Here is a 17,623-nt window from a genome sequence, read left to right on the forward strand (position 1 = left end):
TTTTTCCAAAATCTTTAACAATAAAGTGGTATAATTGCCATTAAATACTTTAATTCGGGTTTATCATATGTCTGCATGGAATATCGCCATTGTTGGTGCGACAGGACAAGTAGGTTCTGCGCTAATTGAGTTATTAAATGACTCAAAAACTATTGAAATTGAAAATCTCTATTTAGTCGGTAGCGATAATAGCGCTGGCGAAGTAATTCGTTTTGCCGGTAAAAATTTAACCGTCATTGATAGCGAGCAAATGGATTGGAGCCAATGCCATTTTGCCTTTTTTGTTGCAGGTACTAAAACTAGCGAAAAATATGCTCAAACAGCTGCTCAAGCAGGCTGTATCGTTATTGATGCGAGCGGATTTTTTGCTGATCAAGACCATATCCCATTAATTGTACCTAAAGTAAATAACAGCGTATTAACCGAATATCGCAATGAAAATATCATTGCTGTTGCAAGCCCAACCGTATCTCAATTATTACGTTGCGTTGCATCACTAACCGATATTCAATTACTGACTAATCTTCATTTAACCAGCTTTATTCCTTCATCATTATATGGCAAGCCAGGTGTGGATGAATTGGCAGGACAAAGCGCTAGATTACTCAATGGAATGCCAGTTGATAACGAGCTATTTGACAATCAACTTGCTTTTAACTTATTACCGCTTTCGCATGAGTCTGATCACCAAAGTTTAGGTGAACACACTCAAATTAACCAAATTCGTAAAGTGATAAGTAATTATGATTTACCTATCTCAATTGAATCCGTTATTGTGCCGGTATTTTATGGACTAGCTCAAGCGGTGAATGTTTCCAGTAGCTTACCCATTGAATTGGACATGGCTCGTTTTAGTGAATTTGGCGTTGAAGTAAAAAGTGAAGATTTACCAACCCCAGTAACCGAAGTCAATACCGAAGGTGAAAAGAACTTAACCATTAAACTCGCTAATTTACGACACAGCTATGGAAATTATGAACAAATTCAATTTTGGTCAGTAGCAGATAATATCCGTTACTTAGGTGGACTAATGTTAATCGAGACACTTGAGATCCTGATTAATGACTACCTCTAAAATTGCATTAGGTATCGAATATGATGGTAGTGGCTATTTTGGTTGGCAACGACAACAGCACGTTGACTCTATCCAAGAAAGGTTAGAATCGGCTTTGTCTGTCATAGCTAACGAGCCAATAGCCGTATTTTGTGCAGGACGAACCGACGCTGGCGTACATGCTACAGGGCAAGTAATTCATTTTGAAACCAACGCTCAGCGCGGTGAAGGAGCATGGACAATGGGCGTAAACTCTCATCTTCCTGACAATATCGCTGTACGGTGGTCAAAAAGTGTGGATGACAGTTTTCATGCTAGATTTAGCGCAACGGCTCGGCGTTACCGATATGTGATTTATAATCATCGTTATCGTCCAGCAATTTTGGCCAAAGGCGTAACGCATTATTATCTGCCATTAAATGAAGAACTGATGCACCAAGCGGGGCAATATTTATTAGGTGAAAATGATTTCTCATCATTTAGAGCTGCGCAGTGTCAATCGCGAACGCCCTGGCGTAATATTCATCATATTCAAGTTACAAGACAGGGTGAATATGTTATTGTCGATATCAAAGCAAATGCCTTTGTACATCATATGGTACGCAATATTGTCGGAAGTTTGTTAGAGGTTGGTGCAGGTAATCAACCACCACAGTGGATTGATGAGCTATTAAAAGCGAAAGATCGTACTCAAGCTGCAGCAACCGCGAAACCTGAAGGTTTATATTTGGTTCAGGTAGATTATCCATTAGAATATCAAATTCCTGATTGCGCTTTAGGGCCATTATTTATAAAGTAAGCAAATTAGCTATAGATTAAATTAAATAAAAAGATGAATGCAATGAATACTGATGATTCAAATAAAGAACTCAAAAATCAAGACGCAAAAAAATCAAAAGTACAAAATATAAAATTACCACCTCACTCAATCGAGGCAGAACAAGCTGTGCTTGGTAGCCTAATGCTGGATAATCAGCGTTGGGATGTTGTTGCTGAAATGATTACCGACCGTGATTTTTATTCTCGTCATCACCAACTCATATTTTCAGAAATGCATACCTTAGTCAGTCGTGGTACCCCGATTGACTTAATCACTTTGTCTGAAAGCTTAGAAAGTAAAGACTTACTTGTTGATGTGGGTGGATTTGCTTATTTAGCTGAGTTATCGAAAAACACACCAAGCGCCATTAACGTAGTGGCTTATACCGACATTATTCGCCAGCAAGCGATATTGCGGGAACTGATTAGTGCTTCAAATGAAATTGCTGATAACTGTTACTCAACTGAAGGCCGAGACAGTACCGAAATTTTAGACTTAGCTGAAAGCAAAATCTTCCAAATTGCAGAAAGCCGTACTAAGCAGGGTGAAGGACCGAAAAATATTACCGATGTGCTAGAAGCTACCGTCGCAAAAATTGAAGAGTTATTCCAGCGTCCACATGATGGCGTGACAGGGGTCTCAACCGGCTTCCTTGATTTAGATAAAAAAACCGCAGGATTACAGCGTTCAGACTTAATTATTATTGCCGCTCGTCCATCAATGGGTAAAACCACATTTGCGATGAACCTTTGTGAAAACGCCGCTATGATGCAAGATAAGCCGGTACTAATCTTTAGTTTAGAAATGCCATCAGAACAGATTATGATGCGTATGCTGGCCTCGTTATCACGTGTTGATCAGACTCGTATTCGTACAGGCCAACTACAAGATGATGATTGGGCAAGAATATCGAGCACCATGGGATTACTGCTGGAAAAGAAAAACATCTACATTGATGACTCATCAGGATTAACCCCTATGGAACTACGCTCACGAGCAAGACGAATTTACCGTGAACATAAAGGATTAAGTATGATCATGGTCGATTACTTACAGCTGATGCGAGTACCAAACATATCAGAAAACCGAACGCTTGAAATTGCAGAGATCTCACGCTCATTAAAAGCATTAGCCAAAGAGTTACAAATTCCGGTTGTTGCTCTTTCACAGCTAAACCGAAGCTTAGAACAACGCGCCGATAAACGACCTGTTAACTCCGACTTACGTGAATCAGGATCTATCGAACAAGATGCCGATGTAATTATGTTCATCTACCGTGACGAAGTATATAACGAAGCATCAGAACATAAAGGTATTGCAGAAATCATCTTAGGTAAACAGCGAAATGGTCCAATTGGTAAAGTACGCTTAACTTTCCAAGGTCAATTCTCAAGGTTTGATAATTACGCTGATGCGGGTAAATATTTGGATGACGAATAATTGAAGTATCGTAAATGTGAAAAACAATACTTCAATTAACGCCTTATTTTTTTATTAGCGTAGATCCGATAAAACTGGGCAAGAGTAAAAATCACTGCTTGTAAAATCACAATACAAGCACTGGTTGACGCATCTATATGAAAACTGATTAAAGTACCAGTTACCGTTGAAAATACCGATACAATTACTGCAATCACTAACATCTTTTCAAAACGTTTAGTCAATAAAAATGCGGTTATGCCCGGCGCAATTAACATCGCAATCACCAAAATAACACCTGCAGCTTTAAGTGATCCAACAATAGTCAATGCTAAAATACTTAATAAACCGTAATGTAATAATTTAACTGGCAAACCAACTACTCTTGCTTGTACGGGATCAAAACAATACAGCATTAAATCACGGCGTTTAATGATAACTAAAATCGAAACAATGCTTGCAATCGTAATAATTTGGATGAGTTCTTGATAGCTTGTTCCCAATACACTACCAAATAAAATATGATTCAAATGTTGCGACGTTTCCACTTTAGAAAACAGCACTAAACCAAAAGCAAACATTCCCGAAAAAACGATGCCCATCACAGTATCTTCCTTTATTCGACTGTTATCTTTAATGTAACCAGTAGCAACCGAACAAAATAACCCCGACGCAAATGCACCAATTATTAAAGGGATCCCAGCTAAATAAGCAAGTACAATACCGGGTAATACCGCGTGAGAAATAGCATCGCCCATCAACGACCAGCCTTTTAACACTAAAAAGCATGACAGTAGGGCGCAAACAATACCAGTAGCTAGCGCAGCTAGAATGGCACGTTGAACAAAAGGAATTGTAAGAGGATGATAGATAAGTTCCCATATCATACTGAACCTCCTTGTCTTGCTTGGCTGATTCGGCGTGAAATCAACCCTTGTCTTGGTGCAAATAAAAATGCTGCCAAAAAGACTAAAGTTTGTAATGTCACAATCACACCACCTGTTTCACCATTAAGGAAATAACTGATCCAAGCGCCAATTGCACTCGTCAGCGCACCGATGATAACTGAAATAATTAACAACCGTGAAAATCTATCGGTAAGTAAGTAAGCCGTCGCGCCAGGGGTTACTACCATCGCTATGACCAAGATTGCACCGACCGTTTGCAGTGCAGCAACAGTACAGGCACTTAAAATAGTAAAAAAAAGAATCTTTAACTGTAATGGTTTTAAGCCAATTGAACGAGCATGAGTTTCATCAAAAAAGACCACTAACAGATCCTTCCAAAAAAACAGTAGTAAAATCAGTGAAACTAAAATAATAATTTGCACTTGCCACATATCACTATCATCAATTCCCAAAATATTACCAAAAATAATAGTTTGCACATTAACAGAAGTTGGATTTAGTGAAATGATTAAAAGACCAATAGCAAAAAAGGTCGAAAAGATAAAACCAATAATGGCATCTTCTTTTAAACGAGTGAAAGCACGTACAATTGTTATTGATAAAGCCGCTAACAAACCGGTAAAAAAAGCGCCCACTGAATAAGGTAAGCCAAGCGCATAAGCACCCGCCACACCGGGCACTACTGAGTGCGAAAGGGCATCTCCCATTAAAGACCAGCCTTTTAACATCAAAAACGCCGACAAAAATGCGCAAGCTGCACCAACAATACTACTTACCCAAATGGCTTTTAACATAAAGCCATAAGTAAAAGGTTCAAGAAGCAGTTCCATTTAGTGTTGCCCTTTAGTTTCAATAACAGTTGGTTCGACTAGAAAATCTTTGTGAGCCGAGTCATCATTGCCTTCACCATAAAATATAGCTGCCCGCTCATCATCAGTTAAAATAGACATTTTACGAGGATCTTCATCTTGGTGTAATTGCTCACCAGACAAGCTTAAATAACGTAGTGCGCCACCAAATGTCATCATCAAATTTTGTGGGGTAAATGTTGTTTTAGTTTCACCAAAAGCCAACACGGTTTGATTAATCAACACTACCTGATCACAAAACTCTGGCACACTACCTAAATTGTGGGTAGAAACTAAAATCAAATGGCCTTCATCACGAAGATCTTTAAGCAGATCGATAATGGCATTTTCGGTTTTCACATCAACGCCCGTAAATGGCTCGTCTAACAATAACACCTTACCTTGTTGAGCCAAAGCTCTAGCTAAAAAGACACGTTTTTTTTGACCGCCAGAAAGTTGACCAATCTGGCGATGCTTAAAATCCAACATATTGACTCGTTCTAGTGCCAGATCGACTTGTCTTTTATCTTCCTTACTTGGTATTCGTAAAAAAGACATATGACCATAACGCCCCATCATCACCACATCCGATACCAAAACCGGAAAATCCCAATCGACTTCTTCAGTTTGAGGAACATAGGCAATAATATTTTGCTTTAATGCTTGTTTTACCGAAATATCATTAAACGTCACTTGTCCTTTAGTGGGTTTTATCATCCCCATAATGCTTTTAAATAGTGTCGATTTCCCACTACCATTAACGCCGACAAGTGCACAGATAGTGCCACCATTCAAACGAAAACTCGCATCATGAATTGCTGTATGACCATTATTATAGGTCACGGTAATATCATCAACATTTAAGCAAATTTGAGTCATTATTTTTCGAATCCTTTAGCGATTGTTTCAACCGTCACTTTTAATAAATCGATATAAGTAGGAACAGGGCCATCTTTAGTAGAAAGTGAATCAACATACAACACACCACCATAAGTAGCGCCAGTTTCTTTACTTACCTGCTTAGCAGGTTTATCAGAAATCGTACTCTCACTAAATAAAACAGGTATATTATTAGCACGCACTAAATCAATAAGATGCTTAACTTGTTTAGGTGTACCTTGTTGCTCGGCATTAATTGGCCAGAGATACGCCTCTTTAAGATTATAATCACGTGCTAAATAACTAAAAGCGCCTTCACTGGTCACTAACCAACGCTGTGATTCAGGGATCTTAGCTAAACGCTCACGAAGTGGGGCATCAAGCGCCTTAATTTTTGCCACATATTCTGCGGCATTCTTATTATATATTTCGGCGTTTTTCGGATCATATTTAACCAAAGCCGCACGAATATTTTCGACATAAGTTAAAGCAAGTGTTGGTGACATCCAAGCATGAGGATTTGGATTACCTTTATAGCTACCTTCTTGAATCGGCATTGGCTCAATGCCTTCTGTTACGACAACTGAAGGCACATCTTTAATATCTTCAAAAAAGCGCTCAAACCAAAGTTCTAAGTTTAAACCATTCCACAACACCAAATCGGCAGACAGTGCTTTATTAATATCTTGTGGTGTAGGATCGTATTCATGAATTTCGGCGCCAACTTTAGTGATTGACTCCACAACCGCGGCATCACCAGCCACGTTTTGGGCAATATCTTGTATAACGGTAAATGTGGTAACAACTTTAAATTTTTTCTCATCAGCTGATGATGAATTGGTCAGACCCGTCAAAACCAGTAGCGATGCTAAAATCGCATTTAATAATGTCTTACGGCTTTTAAAAAAATTGAATTTCATTGATTAATCCTTATTGTATACTATCTGTTCGAACTCAATCAAGTACAGAAAATAAGCTGTAGATAAACGATCAGAAATGTACGAAATCCTTTTCTAGATCACTCCCTATTACTTTAAAAATGCAAAAATGATATTTTAAATGTTAATGAGAATTATTATCATTAATAAAATAAAAGTCAAATTTTTTATTACTCAATATTAAACAAAAATACAAAAAAAGCGTAGCCAGCTACATCTATTAGAACGATAGATAATGTAGTGTTAAACTGGAGATGATATCGCACTCCATCAAAAAAGTAGAATGACAACTTATAAATAACGAGGCTAAATATGAAACTACGTAAAGTAATGATTATTGGTGTAGGAAATGTCGGTTCAACCACCGCTTATACATTAGTCAATCGTGGATTTTGTGAAGAGATCGCACTAGTCGACCTTAATAAAGACTTAGCCTACGGTCACGCACAAGATCTACTCGATGCCGCCGCTTATCGCCAAAACATGATAAAAGTCAGTTTACGTGAATCGACGGACTGTGCTGATATCGATATAGCCATTATTACTGTCACCTCAGGGCTGGCACAAAAAAGCAGGGCAGAAGAGCTGTCAGGCACATCTAAAATCATGGCTAATCTTATTCCCAACATGATGAAAAGCGGATTCAAAGGCATATTCCTAATTGCCACAAACCCGTGTGATGCAATTACTTATCAAGTCTGGAAACTATCTGGTTTACCTCGTCATCGCGTCATTGGTACGGGTGTTTGGCTCGATACAGTTCGCCTGCGACGATTACTCGGCGAACAAATGGATATCGGACCACAAAGTATTGATGCTTTTATTGTGGGAGAGCATGGCGACTCACAATTTCCGGTATGGTCACACTCTTCAATTTATGGCATAAATCTTAATCAACTTGAAAAAAATAAAATTAATTTTGCTGACATTGGTACTAAAGCTAAAAATAAAGGCTTTGAAATCGTCAAATACAAACACTGCACCGAATACGGCATTGCCAGCACGATTGCTGAAATTTGCCAACACATCTTCACCAACAGCCATCGAGCATTAGCATTAAGTTGTATTTTAGAGGGTGAATATGGGTATAAAGATGTCGCTATAGGGGTACCGGCAATTTTAGATCAGCATGGTATTAAAAAAGTGATACAACTTGATTTTAACGATCAGGAAAAACAGCTATTTGATACAAGTATTAATATTGTGAAAGGTTATATTCAACATATTAATTAATCTTATTAAAGTTAAAACTTATGTCATACTTTTATCAGCCAATAGCGATAAGCATTTTATCTGATTCTATTTAAAGCCGATTAATAAATCGGCTTCTTGTACAATTTGATTTTTGATGATTGGGTAAATTAACGTCATAAAAATGGTGTATAGTCATTTTGTTGCAATTAATATGCAATCTTTTCTTACCACATTGAACACACTCAAAGAGATAACCAGTCAGTGCGCCATCTTTGGATAATGACGTTCTTACTCCTCAATAATACGAATTGTTTCATGCAATTTTTTTAATTCAGCAGAACTAAGAAAATAACTTCTAGCATTATTAATATATTCAGCGATTTGTTTATATGTTTGCAAATTTTCGGATATAGGATAACAATCAATATAATCACTAAATGCCACGATATCATCAATATCGGCAAACTCTTGCTCGGTAAGTTTATTCAAATATTGCTGTAAATTTACAGTTTGACAGTCTACAGGAGGTTTTTTTAACCAAAACTGATTGTCACGAAACTGATAAGTTAAATCAATCGTTGTTTTATCTTCGTCATCATAAACAGAGTCTAGTTTAATATGAAATAGCTGATCTTTAATCATGGATGAAAAGTAAAATATGTGATCTTCATGTCTATCTTTTCCTGCTACCATTAATTCATCTAGATATTTTCCATTTTTGTCAAAAGCATTAATTAATTTGTTATCTTCGTTGAAACCTTCGCCTAGACTATCAAAAGCAAAAGTATAATCATAAAGTATAAATTTGATATCACCCATTTCAAAGCGACCAATAGCTTTTAGATTTTTTAGCGTATAATATTTGTCGACTTCAACAATTGGTTCATCATAATAGCTATAATCATTATCATCGAAATGAAAAAATTTGCTATCAACATATATTCCATTGGCGGTACTATTGCTATCAATAGGCATGGATAAAACAGGTAAACTTTGATAGAAGTCATCGAAGGAATCAAAATGCTTTCTATGATTAAATGAGTGATCATCCGCAAACACTACATGAGTGTTAAACAGAGTAAAAAATATCGCTAAATACAAAGTTGAAACTATTTTTTTCATTTTCCTATAAAATCCCTTTTATTACTAAATATTTACAGTTTTTGCAGTCAGTATATTTCATGAAATAAATTTTTCTTTCTGCAATGTTACATCTTCATAACTATTTAATCATGTAGATAAATTATGGCATTACTTTTAACCAAAAATCCAGATTTATCTGATTGTTGAGACTAAAGCATTTAGTAATGGGATAATTATTGGAAATTATAGAAATAATGGAAAGTGGTGTTGTGATAGCAGCAATTTCGCCAATAAATTTAGGAAAGGTATCAGGTTTAGTTGAATAGAATAGTTAAATTAAACTGACTAGATTGTATTTTATTTGCCATTATATCGTTAACACTAAACGATATAATGGCATTTCTAGATTAAGCTTATTTTATCTATTTTGCCAAAAACTATTTTTTATCTGGTAATGCATAAGCAATAACATAATCGCCACGCACAGGAGATTGTCTTGCGCCACTAGCGGAAATCACAATATATTGTTTACCTGTTTTTGGTGAGATATAGGTTATTGGAGTACCTTGACTACCCACCGGTAATCTCGCTTTCCAAACTTCTTCGCCTGTAACCGAATCAAAGGCTCTTAGGTAAAAATCTTGCGTAGCAGCAAAGAATAATAAACCTGATTTAGTCGCCATTGGTCCACCAATGGTCGGCATACCGATTGGAGCAGGTAAATGCATAGGTATACCTAAAATACCCGTATCCATAACTGTACCTAAAGGTTTTTGCCAAACCACTTGACGTGATTTAAGATCAATAGCTGTCATTGTGCCATACGGTGGTTTTTGACATGGCACGCCAAGAGGTGAGGTAAATCTTAAACGCATTGCACCAAAAGGTGTTCCTTTTTGTGGAACAATACCCATCTCAATCCCGCTTGAATTTTTCGGAATTTGGTCTTGAGGAATCATCCAATTTTTCAAGCCAATACGCATATCATTAACAAACATCAAATTGTTTTGAGGATCAACTGCCACGCTACCCCAGTTCATACCACCCAACGATCCTGGATATTGTAACGTTTTAGTCATACCCGGCGGAGTGAACAGACCATGATATTCAGAACCAACAAAGTCAATACGACAAAGAAGCTGATCATATGGTGTTGCTCCCCACATATCGAACTCAGTTAAGGTTTCATTACCAATTGAAGGCATCCCCACTGAGAATGGTTGAGTCGGAGAATAATATTCACCCGGAACATTACCTTGAGGAACAGGTTTTTCTTGGACTTCTGCAACAGGTTTACCCGTTACGCGATCAAGCATAAAAATTTGACCGGATTTTGTGGTTTGTACAATGACTTTTGTCATGCCACCATTTTCATTTGGAATATCATAAAGTAATGGTTGGGAAGGTAAATCATAATCCCATAAATCATGATGAGCCGTTCTAAATGTCCAACGAATTTGTCCGGTTTTACGTTCTAAAGCCACAATAGACGAATTAAAATCATCATCATAATGAGTTCGGCCACCACCAAAAAAGTCTGGGGTTGCATTACCGGTTGGAGCATAAACAAGATCAAGCTCTGGATCGTAAGCTGTTGTTGCCCAAACGTTAACGGTACCGCGAGTATAGGTTTCATTTGCAGGTGGTACATCGGTAATATTTGGATTACCCGGATCCCACGCCCAAACCAAATTACCGGTATGAACATCAAAAGCTCGAACTACCCCGCCAGGTTCATTGATTGAAAAGTTATCGGCAACCCGTCCACCAACAACAATAACATCTTTGGCTACTAACGGTGCAGCAGTCGGTTCATAATAGCCTGGCGGAATATCACCCATATTTTTCTTAAGATCCACAACGCCTTTATCACCAAAATCTTCACATAATTTACCGGTATTGGCATCGATGGCCATTAAACGGGCATCAATAGTGTTCATAATGATTCTAGCTGAACAAGTCGCATTACTATTGCTAACATTATCTAAGCTATCTTCATAATAAGCTAAGCCTCGACAACGCTCCCAGTTTGGGGTTGATGCTTTAGGATCATAGCGCCATTTTTGTTGACCTGAATCTGCATCTAAAGCAATCACAATATTTGTTGGGGTGCAGAGATAAACATTTTGGCCAATTTGTAATGGCGTATTTTGATCTTCCGGACCTGAACCGCTGTTATAAGGCACATAACCGGTACGATAAGTCCATGCGACTTGAAGATCTTTAACATTCTCTTTGTTAATTTGATCCGCTCCGGAAAAACGCGTCCCTTTAGTGGTATTCGCATATTGTTTCCAATCAAGCAGATTGTCTGTAGGTTTCAATTGATTGTTGGCTAAAGGTACTGCATTTTTAATTACATTATGTTCTTGGAACATAAATCCGAGCGAAACACAAAGCGCAACAAAAATAAACATACCGACAGCATACCCACCTTTGCCAGCTTTATTATCGCCTGTTTCATGTCTCTTTAATGTTGGATAAGCAAATGCAATAAGCATTGCAAAACCACCAAATACCATTAAACGAGAAAATAACGGCCAGAACTGCAAACCAACTTCATATAATGCCCAAACAATTGTTAAGGCATAAGCTAAAGCATAAAGCCATGCACCTTTAGTGTTTTGCTTAAATAAAAGAAATGAGGAAACGATTTGCACCAACCCCATTAATAAAAAATACCAACTACCACCAACGGCAACAAGTCGCACACCGTTAATGGTCAAAAACAGCCCGCTGATTAATAAAATTGTGGCAACAAGCCATAAATAAAATTTTTTAGCACCATTTATCTTTATCATGAATAATCCTTATACTTAATATTAATCTTACTATTGATTAAATTTCTCAGTTTAACTTGACGTTGTTTAATGAGTAATGGTAGAAAACGACGGGGGTAAAAGATGAACTCCTTAATTATTTATCATCATCCATCAACAAGGCAAAAACTTGTCTGATAAATATGCAATTAATATGCTCTCAATAATTGAGAAAAACAATAGGGGCATGAAAAATTTTTTTGACTTTTTTGCGACTAAAATTCACGTATTTTAATATCCCAAAATAATAAATTTTATGGTTAAAAATCAAATTATTATTATAAAGTTAACGCATACTTTATCACATAAAGCATATTAGTCTGATTGAATGTTTCGCCAGTTTAAACAAACTGAAAGGATTTCTTGCGTTTTTTATAACCAAAAAAAGTTGAGGAGCGGGGTTTTTTAATTCCAAAATAAATAGCTTAATAACCCTTTTTTCTATTAAAAAATAAAATCATTAAAAACCATAGGATTGTAAATCTATTAAAAAAAGGGTTTTTAATTTCCAAAATGCCTTTTGCCTTTGTGCAAATAATGTTTATAGTATGCAGTGTTCTAGATTTATGCCGAGTAGGCAGTTTAGAAAGAGATATCGCTGCATATGTACACCCATTAGAAAATTTATGCCGAGTAGGCAGTTTAGAAAAAATCATTTGAGGCACGCATGTTAAATGAAGTGATTTATGCCGAGTAGGCAGTTTTCCCCTCCAAAATTTGAGGAACGGTTTTTTTGAAGTCCGAAGATTCCGTTCCTTAAATTCACAAAAAAACTAATATCAATCGCGTGTTATTTTTTGTAAACGCTTTTCTTTACGATGACTGGTTGTTAAAAAAATATATTGTCCTTAATTTTTTTAGTCACTATACTTTTAACATTGTTTTATTTAGACGACTAAAATTAAATCGATAAATAATATCAATAAATTTAAAGGACAATTGATAGGGTGGTCGAACATGAGTGATAATTTTCAACCGGTAACCGATAACTTAAATTCGTCAAAGCAAAGCTCAAAATATTTATTTTTCCAGAAAGCTTATTTTTTCTCATACTTAAGCACCATTCAGTTAACTTTTGCGTACTTCTTTTGTCGATCCAATTTATTCCAGCAGATTTTTTTTGCGCTTTTATTTTCTCTCTCTTTTTACAGCCACGCACTAAAACCTAAACAGACAAATGTTATTAACGATAGCAAGCCGTATTTAACCTTCAATGGTAATCGTACCTGTACCGTTAATATCGACAACCTGCTCGAAATATCTTTATCAGATGGAACACGATACACGCCTTCAACCAATAACTCATCAATTAACAACCCAATCAAGCTGCCTGGTCGGAGTTTTGCAGATATTAGTATGTTAGTCCCAACTAATATCAACTCAGTCGCATTAAGCACCTTTATCGGTTCGAAGTATACTCATTCGGGGGATAATGTGAACACAACCGGCACTTTAAATGTATCTATCGTCGATAAAAATAACCAAGCGGTATCACGCAATACCGTGTTAGATATTTGTAAGGCACCTTATCAGGTTAAATTAAGCAGTACAGCTGGTTCGTTCAATAATGGCGAGTCTACTAGTTGTAATTTCAGTGCCAGTAATGTGACATATTATATTACTCCTAACGAATCATCAGCAGTATGTTTCGCTAGGCCTAATTTAAGATTAGGTAAACTTAATGAGAAAGGTCTTTCTCACGACTACCGTGGTCCGGCTTCAGTGTGGAATCCTGATAAAGGTTTTCTCACTCAATCATCTTACAACTTAAACTTCCCTACTACTGGTGCTCATGGTTTGTACTTTGATTTACTCATTGAAGGTAGTAATAAGCCGTTGTCTTGGTCACCGGTTTCTCATGGTGGTATAACCGCTACCATGACCAATTCTACAGCTATAAGTGTACGCGTAACCTTAACCGGTCCTGTTGCAACTGAATCACAATCGAATTCTAGCAACCCTGGTCTTATTTCTAAGCCTACTTTGCCCCAAACATTTGAGTTAATCGGTCGCGATAGTAGTGGTAACCCTGTTGTCAAGTATGGATTTGAGTTAAAGCAGTGGTTTATCCATCAAGGTATTAGCACTTATTTAGATACATTATCTTGGTGTAAGAGTATTGGTTATCGACCTACTAAAATTAGTGATCTAACAAATGCATCTTGCCGTGGGACTAATCACGGTTCTTGGTGTAAAGATTCAGTCGGCGCTACACCGTCGTCACCTAATAATTTATACCAGCGTCAAATCGGTGCTGGTCTTTTTACGGAGTGGGGCGCAATGGATTACTACTCGGGAGCTGGGTTTTACCTTTATGGGTACTGGGCTAATGACTTGACGACTGACTTAGATATCCTCAATACTCTTGGTCAGTTTTATGTGGCCTCAGGTAGTGGTAGTATCGATAGGATCGACACTACCCATAGCATCTATGGAATTTGTACCTACCCTTAGTCCTTACTTCTAAATCCTTATGACTGGAGCTTTTGGGATAGTAAAAATAGCGTCAAAAAAGGTAGCTGATTCAAAGAGTCAACGGGGTTGTCCTATAAAAAGCGATTTTATAGCATAGATTCGCATAAACTATCTCGACTGAGGTAGTTTAATTTGAGTTTTTTTAAAGCAAAAAAAGTTGAGGAGCGGGGTTTTTGGGGATTCAAAATCCTGCTTTGAAATATTGTCTTAAATAAATAATTCCGCTTTAAACTTTGGCGTTTTTTAGTAGCCGTTTTTTTGCATAAAAAAGTTGAGGAACGGGGTTTTTGGGATTCAAAATTTCACTTAAAAAGTTTTAAATGATCAAACTTACTAAATTTCTAATTCAAAGCCCTAAAATAAAATTTCCGAGGATCTTTAATCATTTATTTAAAGATTTATAATGACAAAATTTTCAATTAAAACAATAGTTAATCAATTATGAATTAGATCCTTTTTAGATCCTGTTTACAAAAGTTAACGCAACTGAGCGAAAAAAAGTGTTGCATCGTGTTTTTCCAATCACTATACTTTTTACACGGTTTTAGCTCAGTGGCTAAAATTTGATAAAAAAGCATAAAATTGTAAATTAATCAAAAAATTACTTGACAAGGTAGTCTAAAATGCATTATAATTTTCAACAGGCAACAGGCAACAGGCAACCTGGCCAACCTATCTTTTAAATTCGTCTAAGTCCAACACCCAGTTTAAATTTTTCACTGAAGCTTATTTTTCCACTCAATCAAGTGAAATTCTGCGAATTTTCGCGCGATCGCTTCCGCGATCCTCTTCTCGATCTTTTTTCCGATCGTTTTCCGGATCCTGTTTCAGATCCTGTTTTCGATCCTTTTCTAAATTATCCCGGCAGATTGTTTTTTTCGTGGTCTTTTTCCTTCCTTTTTCGAGTCACGCATTGACATCACAGACAACAGCAAATCAGATACAGGGTACTCCGCCTTATCTGACTTTCGACGGTGGTCGTACATGTGCAGTTGATACTAATGGTCTGCTTGGGATTACTCTATCTGACGGAACTAGGTACACGCCTTCAACCAATACTTCATCTTCTTCAGCACCAATGTCCTTGCCGGTTGAGGGTCAGAGTTTTGCTGATATTCGTATGTTCGTCCCAACTAATACTAATTCAGTTTCTTTAAGTACTCTTATCGGTCCTCCTAATAATTATTGGGGAGATGATGATGGTGATGCTGACGTTACTGCTACTGGTTCTTTAAGTTTATCTATCGTCGATAAAAGAGGTCAGTCTGTATCACGTAGTACCGTTCCAACAATTTGTAATGCACCTTATAAGGTTACGTTATCTAGTTCTAACGGTACATTATCTACTCGTTATGGTTTTCCTAATCGTAGTACTTTCAATGCAAGTAATGTGACTTATTATGTTAATCCTAAGGCTGCGCCTGTGGTTTGTTTTGCTCGGCCTAACTTATTATATGGTAAGCCTAATGAGAATGGTTGGGGTATGGATTTCCAAGGTCCATCTTCAATGTGGGACCCAGCTAATGGTTTTCTCACTCAAGAAACAGACCCGTCACGTTACGGTAGAAACTTTCCTACTACTGGTGCTAATGGATTGTACTTTGATTTACTCATTACCGGTAGTAGTCAGCCATTGTATTGGTCTCCTGTTTCTCATGGAGGTATCACTGCTACTATGTCTAATCCTACTGCTACAAGCGTACGCGTTACTTTAACTGGTCCTTACGCTACTCCATCCCAGATTAGTTCAGCCAATCCTGGTCCTCTTTCCCCTATTTCTTTGCCTCAGACTTTCGAGTTGGTCGGTCGAGACAATAATGGTAATCCAGTTATTAAATATGGTTTTACTTTGAAGCAGTGGTTCGTCCACCGAGGTTCTAAGCTGGACACTTATCCTAATACATTATCTTGGTGTAATAGTATTGGTTATCGAGTACCTGAGGTAAAGGACTTAACTAATGCATCTTGTCCTAACAACGATTCTTTGTGTCGTGGTTCAGTCGGCGCCACTCCTTCCTCATCCCATAATGGTTATATGCGTCATATAGGTTCTGGTTTTTTCACTGAGTGGGGTCGTCTGTATGATTATTCAGGCGTTGGCTTCTACGACGTTTGGTACTGGACTAGTGACCCGACTGGTAGTACCCAGTTTTTCGTGGACACACACTACGGTAACGTGGGTTGGTACTACACCGTCAGAGACAGCTACGGCCTTTGTTCCCATCCTTAGTCTTTATTTCTTTGTCCTTAATCCTTAAGGCGGGGGCGGGGGTGATAAAAAATAGTGTTGAGTCATTAAAAGCAAGCTGACTCAAGGAGTCAACGTCGTTTAGCTATAAAAAGCGATTTTGCGGCTAAGCGGCAAAAATGCTGGGCACCGAGGTGGTGGTTAAAAATATAGATATTAAAGGAGTAATATAAAATGAATATTGAAGATAAAATCGCATTAAGTAAAAGGCCGGTTCAGTTTATTGCCGAAGGTAATTTTTTAAAGCTTTATAATCAATCATTATATGTGGTTGAGCAGTTATTGGGTTTTAACTTAAAGGTAACGGCAAAGTATATAAAAAAAATTGATGAAATTATTATTTGCGGTGGATTTCCTACCAGTTCTATCACTAAACGCTACCCTAATGCCAGCCCTAATTTAACGGGTTATGAGTTATTGGGTGATTATGATTTAAGTGGCTATGATTTATGGTACCAAAAGCATTGCCAAATACCGAAGCAAAAAACACCACAATCCCTTCTCACAACATCCCAAGAGGTAAACGAACAGTTAAACGAATTTCGCGATATGAATAAACCCTTAACGGTTCAGCACCTATTATTTTTACAATCATGGCAGGCAAATAAATACCCTGCCATGGTAGATAGTGCGTTTATTCAGGAATTAAAAAACTATTTTAGTGATTAATAGCAGAGTGATGTCGAAAATAAATCATCCACCTCAACTAGGGTGATTTTTTAAGATTTTTATCGAAAAAAAGTTGAGGAGCGGGGTTTTTGGGGTTCTAAATTCTGTTTTGAAATATTGTCTTAAATAAATAATTCTGCTTTAAACTGTAGCGCTTTTTAGTAGCTGTTTTTTTGCATCAAAAAAAGTTGAGGAGCGGGGTTTTTGGGGTTCTAAATTCTGTTTTGAAATATTGTCTTAAATAAATAATTCTGCTTTAAACTGTAGGG

General features: G+C 37.2%; 13 protein-coding genes. 7 read left to right on the forward strand and 6 right to left on the reverse strand.

Annotation, left to right across the window (positions count from 1 at the left end; genetic code table 11):
- Positions 1-67: 67 nt before the first annotated feature.
- Genes J3U27_RS10175 through dnaB form a run of 3 tightly spaced genes read left to right on the forward strand, consistent with a single transcriptional unit; the run spans position 68 to position 3,314 of the window.
- Positions 68-1,075, forward strand: coding sequence for an aspartate-semialdehyde dehydrogenase (locus tag J3U27_RS10175; protein WP_065563382.1), 1,008 nt, complete (start codon positions 68-70; stop codon positions 1,073-1,075).
- Positions 1,062-1,853 (forward strand): tRNA pseudouridine(38-40) synthase TruA, encoded by a 792-nt coding sequence (gene truA / locus J3U27_RS10180; RefSeq protein ID WP_065733761.1) that lies wholly within the window; start codon positions 1,062-1,064, stop codon positions 1,851-1,853. Before J3U27_RS10175 ends, truA begins: the two co-directional genes overlap by 14 nt.
- Before the next feature lie 33 nt (positions 1,854-1,886).
- Positions 1,887-3,314 (forward strand): replicative DNA helicase, encoded by a 1,428-nt coding sequence (dnaB, locus tag J3U27_RS10185; RefSeq protein WP_267362479.1) that lies wholly within the window; start codon positions 1,887-1,889, stop codon positions 3,312-3,314.
- Positions 3,315-3,349: 35 nt separating this feature from the next.
- On the opposite strand, the gene J3U27_RS10190 is transcribed toward dnaB, so the two are convergent.
- From J3U27_RS10190 to J3U27_RS10205, 4 genes are read right to left on the reverse strand one after another with little or no spacing between them, the layout of a single operon-like run.
- A complete protein-coding gene (locus J3U27_RS10190; protein ID WP_324169849.1) occupies positions 3,350-4,180 on the reverse strand; it encodes a metal ABC transporter permease in 831 nt (276 codons plus the stop codon).
- A complete protein-coding gene (locus J3U27_RS10195; protein WP_220225774.1) occupies positions 4,177-5,031 on the reverse strand; it encodes a metal ABC transporter permease in 855 nt (284 codons plus the stop codon). The genes J3U27_RS10190 and J3U27_RS10195 overlap by 4 nt, the downstream gene beginning before the upstream one ends.
- Entirely contained in the window at positions 5,032-5,928 is an 897-nt protein-coding gene (locus J3U27_RS10200) for a manganese/iron ABC transporter ATP-binding protein (RefSeq protein ID WP_081303320.1), read from the reverse strand.
- A complete protein-coding gene (locus tag J3U27_RS10205; protein WP_065563387.1) occupies positions 5,928-6,848 on the reverse strand; it encodes a metal ABC transporter substrate-binding protein in 921 nt (306 codons plus the stop codon). The genes J3U27_RS10200 and J3U27_RS10205 overlap by 1 nt, the downstream gene beginning before the upstream one ends.
- Positions 6,849-7,178: 330 nt before the next feature.
- Between J3U27_RS10205 and J3U27_RS10210 the strand changes: the two genes are divergently transcribed.
- Positions 7,179-8,099, forward strand: coding sequence for an L-lactate dehydrogenase (locus J3U27_RS10210; protein ID WP_065733765.1), 921 nt, complete (start codon positions 7,179-7,181; stop codon positions 8,097-8,099).
- A gap of 249 nt (positions 8,100-8,348) precedes the next feature.
- Here the strand turns inward: J3U27_RS10210 and J3U27_RS10215 are convergent, their stop codons facing one another.
- On the reverse strand, positions 8,349-9,182 hold the full coding sequence (locus J3U27_RS10215; protein ID WP_267377394.1) for a hypothetical protein: 834 nt from the start codon (positions 9,180-9,182) through the stop codon (positions 8,349-8,351).
- Between the two features lie 398 nt (positions 9,183-9,580).
- Entirely contained in the window at positions 9,581-11,944 is a 2,364-nt protein-coding gene (locus tag J3U27_RS10220) for a membrane-bound PQQ-dependent dehydrogenase, glucose/quinate/shikimate family (RefSeq protein WP_267377395.1), read from the reverse strand.
- Positions 11,945-12,919: 975 nt separating this feature from the next.
- Here J3U27_RS10220 and J3U27_RS10225 point away from each other — a divergent pair.
- The 3 genes from J3U27_RS10225 (at position 12,920) to J3U27_RS10235 (ending at position 17,354) form a co-directional block, all read left to right on the forward strand.
- Positions 12,920-14,416, forward strand: a complete 1,497-nt coding sequence (locus J3U27_RS10225) for a hypothetical protein (RefSeq protein WP_267377396.1) — start codon at positions 12,920-12,922, stop codon at positions 14,414-14,416.
- A gap of 901 nt (positions 14,417-15,317) precedes the next feature.
- Entirely contained in the window at positions 15,318-16,667 is a 1,350-nt protein-coding gene (locus tag J3U27_RS10230; RefSeq protein WP_267377397.1) for a hypothetical protein, read from the forward strand.
- 192 nt (positions 16,668-16,859) lie between these two features.
- On the forward strand, positions 16,860-17,354 hold the full coding sequence (locus tag J3U27_RS10235) for a hypothetical protein (protein WP_267377398.1): 495 nt from the start codon (positions 16,860-16,862) through the stop codon (positions 17,352-17,354).
- Positions 17,355-17,623 lie beyond the last annotated feature (269 nt).

This window comes from Gilliamella sp. B2911, from assembly GCF_026536965.1.
In the GTDB taxonomy this organism is placed as follows: Bacteria; Pseudomonadota; Gammaproteobacteria; order Enterobacterales; family Orbaceae; genus Gilliamella; species Gilliamella apicola_E.